This window comes from Hydrogenophaga sp., assembly GCF_014773545.1.
Classification (GTDB): Bacteria; Pseudomonadota; Gammaproteobacteria; order Burkholderiales; family Burkholderiaceae_C; genus Hydrogenophaga.
Genome location: NZ_SDDV01000002.1, coordinates 248,107 through 255,156, shown reverse-complemented (window position 1 = coordinate 255,156; position 7,050 = coordinate 248,107). Strand labels below are relative to the sequence as shown.

At 66.6% G+C, this 7,050-nt stretch carries 5 protein-coding genes; 1 reads left to right on the top strand and 4 read right to left on the bottom strand.

Translation table 11 applies throughout. The features are described from left to right. The first annotated feature begins 209 nt into the window (after positions 1-209). Positions 210-1,379 (top strand): integron integrase, encoded by a 1,170-nt coding sequence (locus EST26_RS02860; RefSeq protein ID WP_291065250.1) that lies wholly within the window; start codon positions 210-212, stop codon positions 1,377-1,379. Here the strand turns inward: EST26_RS02860 and EST26_RS02855 are convergent. From EST26_RS02855 to EST26_RS02840, 4 genes are read right to left on the bottom strand one after another with little or no spacing between them, the layout of a single operon-like run. After that, positions 1,264-1,938 carry a nitroreductase gene (locus EST26_RS02855; protein ID WP_291065248.1) on the bottom strand — a complete coding sequence of 225 codons (675 nt, stop codon included), beginning with the start codon at positions 1,936-1,938 and terminating at the stop codon, positions 1,264-1,266. The genes EST26_RS02860 and EST26_RS02855 overlap by 116 nt on opposite strands. A 13-nt stretch (positions 1,939-1,951) precedes the next feature. Further along, the gene (locus EST26_RS02850; protein WP_291065246.1) at positions 1,952-3,262 is read right to left on the bottom strand and encodes an NnrS family protein; all 1,311 of its coding nucleotides are present in this window, start codon (positions 3,260-3,262) and stop codon (positions 1,952-1,954) included. Continuing rightward, a complete protein-coding gene (locus EST26_RS02845; RefSeq protein ID WP_291065244.1) occupies positions 3,259-5,676 on the bottom strand; it encodes an adenosylcobalamin-dependent ribonucleoside-diphosphate reductase in 2,418 nt (805 codons plus the stop codon). The genes EST26_RS02850 and EST26_RS02845 overlap by 4 nt, the downstream gene beginning before the upstream one ends. Continuing rightward, complete coding sequence (locus EST26_RS02840; protein WP_291065242.1) at positions 5,676-6,938, bottom strand: nitronate monooxygenase family protein; 1,263 nt, start codon at positions 6,936-6,938, stop codon at positions 5,676-5,678. Before EST26_RS02840 ends, EST26_RS02845 begins: the two co-directional genes overlap by 1 nt. Positions 6,939-7,050: the final 112 nt, after the last annotated feature.

Genomic DNA, 7,050 nt, shown 5'->3' with positions numbered 1-7,050 from the left:
GGCTGCGCCAAACACCATCTTTTGCAAGCCCTGCATCATGCAAAACGCGGTGGCCATGCTTGCGCACCAGCCACCGCGTCAGCGGTTTAGTTCAACTTTGATTTAAACGGCAAAACGCCGGATACCCACAATCGCTGCCGTTAAACAAAGTCGCCTAGCATCCCAAAAATGTGTTTGAAATCAAACCTGTAACGCATCATACTGGATGCATGAACAGGTTTAACAGATCCGATAAACCCGACTGGGTCCCTCCAAGGTCCGCCCGGCTGCTGGATCAGGTGCGCGAACGGGTTCGCTACCTGCACTACAGCATACAGACCGAGAAGGTTTACGTCTACTGGGCGAAGGCGTTTGTGTTGTGGACGGCACGCAGCGGTGGCGGTTTCCGGCACCCGCGCGAGATGGGGCAGGCGGAAGTTGAAGCTTTTCTGACCATGCTCGCCACCGAAAAGCAGGTCGCGCCGGCCACCCACCGGCAGGCGCTCAACGCGTTGCTGTTTTTGTACCGACAGGTGCTGGGCATGGAGTTGCCGTGGATGCAGCAGATTGGCCGGCCGCCGGAGCGCAAGCGCATCCCGGTGGTGCTGACGGCGCATGAGGTTCAGTCGGTGTTCGGCCTCATGACGGGCACCGAAGGGCTGCTAGCGGCCCTGCTGTATGGCAGCGGGTTGCGTCTGCGCGAGGCGCTGGGCCTGCGCGTCAAGGATGTGGACTTTGACCGCCATGCCATCGTGGTGCGCAGCGGCAAGGGCGACAAGGACCGGGTGGTGATGTTGCCCAAGGCGTTGATCGCTCGATTGCAAGCGCAGCTGGCCCACGCGCGGGCGGTCTGGGGTCAGGATCGGGCGAGCGGACACAGCGGCGTGTTTTTGCCGCATGCGCTGGAGCGCAAGTACCCTCGGGCGGGCGAGAGCTGGGCGTGGTTCTGGGTCTTCCCGTCGCACAAGCTGTCGGTCGATCCGCAGACGGGCATCGAGCGCCGCCACCACCTGTTTGAGGAACGGCTGAACCGGCAACTGAAAAAGGCGGTTCTGCAGGCGGGCATTGCCAAACATGTGTCGGTCCACACCCTGCGCCACTCGTTCGCCACGCACCTGCTGCAGGCGGGTACCGACATCCGCACGGTGCAGGAGGGTTTTTGGGGTCAGAGCCCGAATTCGCCGAGCCTTTGGCTCGCTCGCAGAGTGCGGAGCTACGCTCTGCAGCGAAATCGGTGTCTGACCCCAATAACCCATGATCTAACGTCTAATGGACAATCTCGGTTCAGGCATCCGGCAGCGCCGAAGCGACCTCGGGCGGCTCGCCCAGGCTGCTCAGGTAGTCGCCCAGCACGGGGCGCACACGCCCGGGCCTGCGTGCCAGTACGGTGCCAAAGCTGACGAAGCACAGCGCATGCTCGTGCGCACGCAAACCAAAAAGCTGGCGCAGGCGGGCCGATTGCAATGCTTTACCGCTGGTCAGCGCAGAACCGAAACCGTAGGCGGTAGCCAGCAACAACATGTTTTGCACCGCGCAGCCGGCCGACAAAATGCGCTCGGACAGATCGATCTCCGGGTTGCCGCACCCGGCGTCGATCACCAGCAACAGCAAGCGCGGCGCACGCCGGGCCTTCTCGCGCGCCTGCGCCACCTGCTCGGGTGTGGCCGCTGCGTCGCGCTCTTGCAAGGCCTGGGCAAACACTTCGGCCAACGCCGCGCGCCGCTCAGCGGGCACGGCAATGAAGCGCCAGGGCAGCAATTGTCCGTGGTCCGGAGCGGCGGCGGCGGCACCCACGATGGCCGCCCACTGAGCATCGTCGGGGCCGGGATCGAGCAGCCGTTTGGGCAGCACCGTCTGGCGCGCATGAATCAGCTCGGCGGCCACACTGGCCCAGTCGGGCGTGAGAGCCGGGGCTGGTGGGGTGGTGTCCAGGTGCGGGTCTGCGGGTGCTGGGTTCATGCGGTGCACAACCTCAACCGGGTCGACCATCGGCGCGCAAGCGGCCCAACCAACTCAGCAGCCGCAAGCCCCAGGCCGCCATCACAAGAGCCCACAGCAGTGCTGCCGCCCCCATCAGCCAGAACGGCGCCTGCGGCAGCGCAGCGGCAATGCGCAGCAACACCGCCACCTGCAGCAGCCAGAACAAGCCCCAAACCAGGTTGTCGGCCACCAGCGCGCGCCCGCTGTGACCGCACACAACGCGCGTCACCATGGCCAGCATCAGCGAACCCAAAGCGCCCATGGTCAGGGCGTGCAAAGCACCCAGCCCAAGCACCGGCGTGCCCAGCCGCAAGCCCAGCAACTGCGAAGCGCCGGCCAGCATGAAGGACAGGCCGAGCCAGAGAAACCCCAGATGCAGCATGGCCAGCAGCCGGATGCGCAGGCTTTGCACCAAGCCCCAGACGAACGCCAACCACAAAATCATGCTGCCGGCGGCCAGTTGCAGCAGCCCGAACCACAACATCCAGACCCGGCCGTGGGCTCCGATATGCCAGCCAGCCCATTGCAACCAGACCGCCAGCAGTTCGAGCGCCAGCGCCGCCCACATGATCCAGAGCATCCAAAATGGCCCCAGATTATTGGCCATGGGAACGGCGCTGGAGGTAAAAAACGGCAGCATGCGGTGCGCCACCACGACGAAGACGAGCACGCAAAAACCCCAGAGCCCGCTCAATACGGCGACACGCGCCAACCCGTGCGCCCCGGCAAACACGGCCGCCAGCAGCAGCGCCAGGCTGAGCACCCCAAGCCCGAACGCGACGCCGACCGCCTTGGCGTGCAGGCGATCGGCCACCGTGCTGCGCAGCAGCAGCCGCCAGAACAACACACCGACCCAGACCAGCCCCGACAACGCGGCCGCCAGCCCGGCCAGCGCCAGGCCCAAGCCCAGGTGCAGACCAAGCAACCAGAGCAGCCAGCCTACCGTTTGCAACAGCAAGGGCGCCAGCAGCGCGGCGGCCTGCAGCGGCGCAACGCCAAGCCACTTGGGGCCGGCAGTGAACAAGAAACCACTGAAAAACAGCGGCATGAAGCCAAAAGTCATGACCGCCGCATGCCCGAGCGCAGGCGACAAAGCATACGGCAGGCCCGGCACGCCAGCAAGCCGATCGACCTGCACCAGCACCCACCAAGCGGCCGTGCTCAGCAACAACAGCAGCGCCAGCGCAAAGGCCAGCCGGTGCGGCGCCAGCAGCAGGTGCCGCAGCCGCCAGGGCCGCTGTCCGGGCGGATCGGCCTGGGCAGCGGCAACGACCGGCCACACCGGGCGCGGGCGCCGATTCATCCACATGCCCCCAGGTGACCGCACTGGGTGCAGTAGTCGCAGCCGTCCCTGCGGATCAGCGCCGGGGCGCCGCATTCGGGACATTTCCTGCCCGCCATCAGCCCCGGCTGCGGCGGTGCGGCATCGGCCAGGGCGCGGCCGGTCGGCGCCGGGGCGGATGCGCGTCGCGCCAGTATGTTCTGGATCGCAAAGGCAATCGCGGCCACCTCGGAGTCGTGCCACATCGGCACCTGGGTGCCATCGGCTTTCTGATGGGTGCCCAGGCGCACCGGCCCGCGGTCCCAGGCCACCTTGCGCATGTCGCGCAGCGCGCGCTCCAGAAAGCCGCCGCGCGCGGCCAGCGAGAGCATGCGCATGCTGGAGGTGATCCACTGCTGGGATTCGCCGCTTTGGCCGACCGGCATGAAAAACTCGATGGCGCGCTCGACCGTTCCCGCGCCCTCGGCGGCCGGCACCGGCAGGAACGAGACCACGACGTAGAGCGTCTTGTGACCTTCTTGCGTCCAGTACTCGATCTTGTCGGCCACCGCCGACAGCGCGCCCTTGGGCCGGCTCTCGATCACGCTGCGCATCGGGTCGGCCGCTGCGCCAGCGTGGGGCGCCGACGCGGGCGCCGGGCTGGGCTCGAGCACCGCGCCCAGGATGCTGTTGGGCCGGTAGGTCGCCAGTCCCTTGAGGCCGGCGCGCCAGGCCTGCTGATACAAGCCCTTGAAGTCGTCGAAACTGTAATCGGCCGCGACGTTGACGGTCTTGGAGATGGCGGTGTCCACGAACGGCTGCACCGCCTCCATCATGGCGATGTGATCGGCGGCCGACATATCGAGCGCGCTGACGAAATAGGCCGGCAAGGCGTTGACGTCGCCGCCCAGCTCGCGGTAGAGCCGCCAGGCGTGGTCTTGCACCGCGTATTCGCGCAGGCTGCCGTCGGCTTCGCGCTTTTTGCGCCGGTAGGTCCAGGCAAAGGGCGGCTCGATGCCGTTGGAGGCGTTGTCGGCAAAGGCCAGACTGACGGTGCCAGTCGGTGCGATCGACAGCAAATGGCTGTTGCGAATACCGTGCCGGCGAATCGCAATCTGCAGCGCAGCGGGCAGACGGCTGGCGAAAGTGCCGCTGGCAAGGTAGCCGTCGGCGTCGAAGCGGGGAAACGGGCCCTTTTCCTGCGCCAGCGCCACGCTGGCCGCGTAGGCCGCGTCGCGCATGCGTTCGGCGATCTGGGCCGCCAGGGCACGGCCTTCGGCGCGGTCGTAGCGCAGGCACAGCATCGACAGCGCGTTGCCCATGCCGGTAAAGCCGACGCCGATGCGGCGCTTGGCGGCCGCTTCTTCGCGTTGCTGCGGCAGCGGCCAATGGGTGATGTCGAGCACGTTGTCGAGCGCGCGCACCTGCGTGGCCACCGCCTGCTCGAAAGCCGCAAAGTCGAACGCGGCCACGCCACCCAGGCCAAATGGGTGGCGCACGAAGCGCGTCAGTATCACCGGCCCGAGGTCGCAGCAGCCGTAAGCTGGCAAGGGCTGCTCGCCGCAGGGGTTGGTGGCTGCAATGGTCTCGCAGTAGCGCAGGTTGTTGTCGCTGTTGATATGGTCCAGAAACAAGATGCCCGGCTCGGCAAAGTCATAGGTCGAGCGCATCACTGCGTCCCAGAGCTCACGCGCGGCCAGGGTCTGATAGACCCACTGGCCGTCGGCGCGCTGGTAGGCACCGCTGGCAATCAGCGCCGCACTGGGCCGGGCCGGGTGCAGCAGTTCCCAGGGCTGATCTTCGGCCAACGCCTGCATGAAAGCGTCGCCCACCGCCACCGAGACGTTGAAGTTGTTCCAGCGCCCGGGCGTGCGCTTGGCGGTGATGAAGTCGAGCACGTCGGGATGGTCGATGCGCAGCACACCCATTTGCGCGCCGCGCCGCGCGCCTGCGCTCTCGACGGTGGCGCAGGACTGATCGAACACGTTGATGTAGCTGCACGGCCCGGAAGCCATCGATGCGGTGCCCTTGACCTCGGCGCCCTTGGGCCGGATGCGCGAAAAATCGTAGCCGACGCCGCCGCCGCGGCGCATGGTCTCGGCCGCTTCGCGCAGCGCCTCGTAAATGCCAGGGTAGCCGCCTTCGTCCATACCCTGAATACAGTCACCCACCGGCTGCACGAAACAATTGATCAGCGTGGCCTGGATCTCGGTCCCGGCCGCGCTCATGATGCGACCGGCACCAATCGCGCCGGCGCGCAGATTGGCCAGGAAGCGCTGCTCCCACAGCGCGCGCGCGTCTTCTTTTTCGGCCGCCGCCAGCGCGCGCGCCACGCGCCGGTACAAATCTTCGACCCCGTCTTCGCCGGCCTTGAGGTATTTCTCGCGCAGCACGTCCAGGCTGATCGGCTGGGTCTGGGTCAAGTCCTGCGCGCGCAGATTCGGCTCGCGTTTCATCAGTTGCTCTCTTTCATGGCGGCCGGGCGAATGCCGGCCAGCAGCCATTGCATCAGATCATGAACCGAACGGATTTCGCTGCCAAACGGCAGCACACCGGCGCCACGGAAAAACAGGCCTTGGCGGGTGTCGCCTTCAAGGGCGTGGCCAAGCTGCTGGTCGATGCAGAACTGTCCGATGCCGACGATGCCGTCGCGCAGCCCGCAGTGGGCCAGACAGTCAAAGGACATATTGCACTTTTTTTTCACATGCGCGACCGCCTGCAGCTTGGGTTCGATGCGCAGGTATTTGTCCAGCCAAGGCGTGCGCACCGCGCGCGCGGGCAGACCGGCGACGCTGACGAACTCGACGATGTCTTGCGGCCGCGCCTGCGCCAGCACCTGCTTGAAGGCCAGGGCGGCGTCGCATTCGGTGGTGACGGCAAAAGCCGTCCCCAGTTGCACCGCGCTGGCGCCGAGAGCCTGCAAGCGCAGAATGTCGTCCCGGCTGCTGACGCCGCCGGCGGCGATGAGCGGAATTTCGCGCTCGATGCCAGCGGTCTTGAAAAATTCAAGCACCGCCGGCAGCACGCGCTCAAAGTCGAAGCGCGGGTCTTGCAAATCGGCCACCTTGGCCGCGCCGAGGTGGCCGCCGGCCAGGCGCGGATGTTCGATCACGATGGCGTCGGGCAAACGACCCTTTTTCTCCCACTTGCGCACCAGCAACTGCACGCCGCGCGCGTCCGACAGAATCGGAATCAGCGCGGTCTTGGGGTGGTCTTTGGCGATCTCGGGCAAGTCCAGCGGCAGACCCGCACCCACCACCACCGCGTCGGCGCCGCTGTGCAGCGCCTGGCGCACGTAAGCCTCGTAGGCGCTGAGCGCTTTCATGATGTTGACCGCAATCAGGCCGCGCCCCTGCGAGACGGCGCGCGCGCGCTCGATCTCGCGTGCCAGCGCTTGCAGGTTGGCGGCGTCGATGCGCGCGCCCGCGTCGGGCTCTTTGTCAAGCTGCGCGGTCTGCTCCATCAGGTCCGGGTGCAGGCGGCGCAGATCGACCGACGACAGCGTGCCCACAGCTCCCAAACCAGCGACCGCACCAGCCAGGCCGCCGGCCGAGACGCCGACACCCATGCCGCCTTGCACGACTGCAAGCAGCTCACGTCCGGCCAGCCGCCACGTGCGCAGGCCGGCGCTGCGCGCCTGGGCAAGCAAATCGTCGGCCTGCGCCGGGGTCGAGCTGCAAACAGGGCTGGGACGCTCGGGGACGGTGAATTTTTTCATGTTGCCGTAAATCGATTTGCCGCGGCCGCGCGCCGCAGCGAGAGGCTAAGGGGATAGGTCAGAATCCGTCTTGCCGTGCGTCAAATCAGCGGTACTTTTCCCGTTCTGCCGG

Bases quoted from the DNA above. Each gene is read 5' to 3' on its own strand.
- EST26_RS02860 (WP_291065250.1), top strand. From the start codon at position 210: ATGAACAGGTTTAACAGATCCGATAAACCCGACTGGGTCCCTCCAAGG.
- EST26_RS02855 (WP_291065248.1), bottom strand. From the start codon at position 1,938: ATGAACCCAGCACCCGCAGACCCGCACCTGGACACCACCCCACCAGCC.
- EST26_RS02850 (WP_291065246.1), bottom strand. From the start codon at position 3,262: ATGAATCGGCGCCCGCGCCCGGTGTGGCCGGTCGTTGCCGCTGCCCAG.
- EST26_RS02845 (WP_291065244.1), bottom strand. From the start codon at position 5,676: ATGAAACGCGAGCCGAATCTGCGCGCGCAGGACTTGACCCAGACCCAG.
- EST26_RS02840 (WP_291065242.1), bottom strand. From the start codon at position 6,938: ATGAAAAAATTCACCGTCCCCGAGCGTCCCAGCCCTGTTTGCAGCTCG.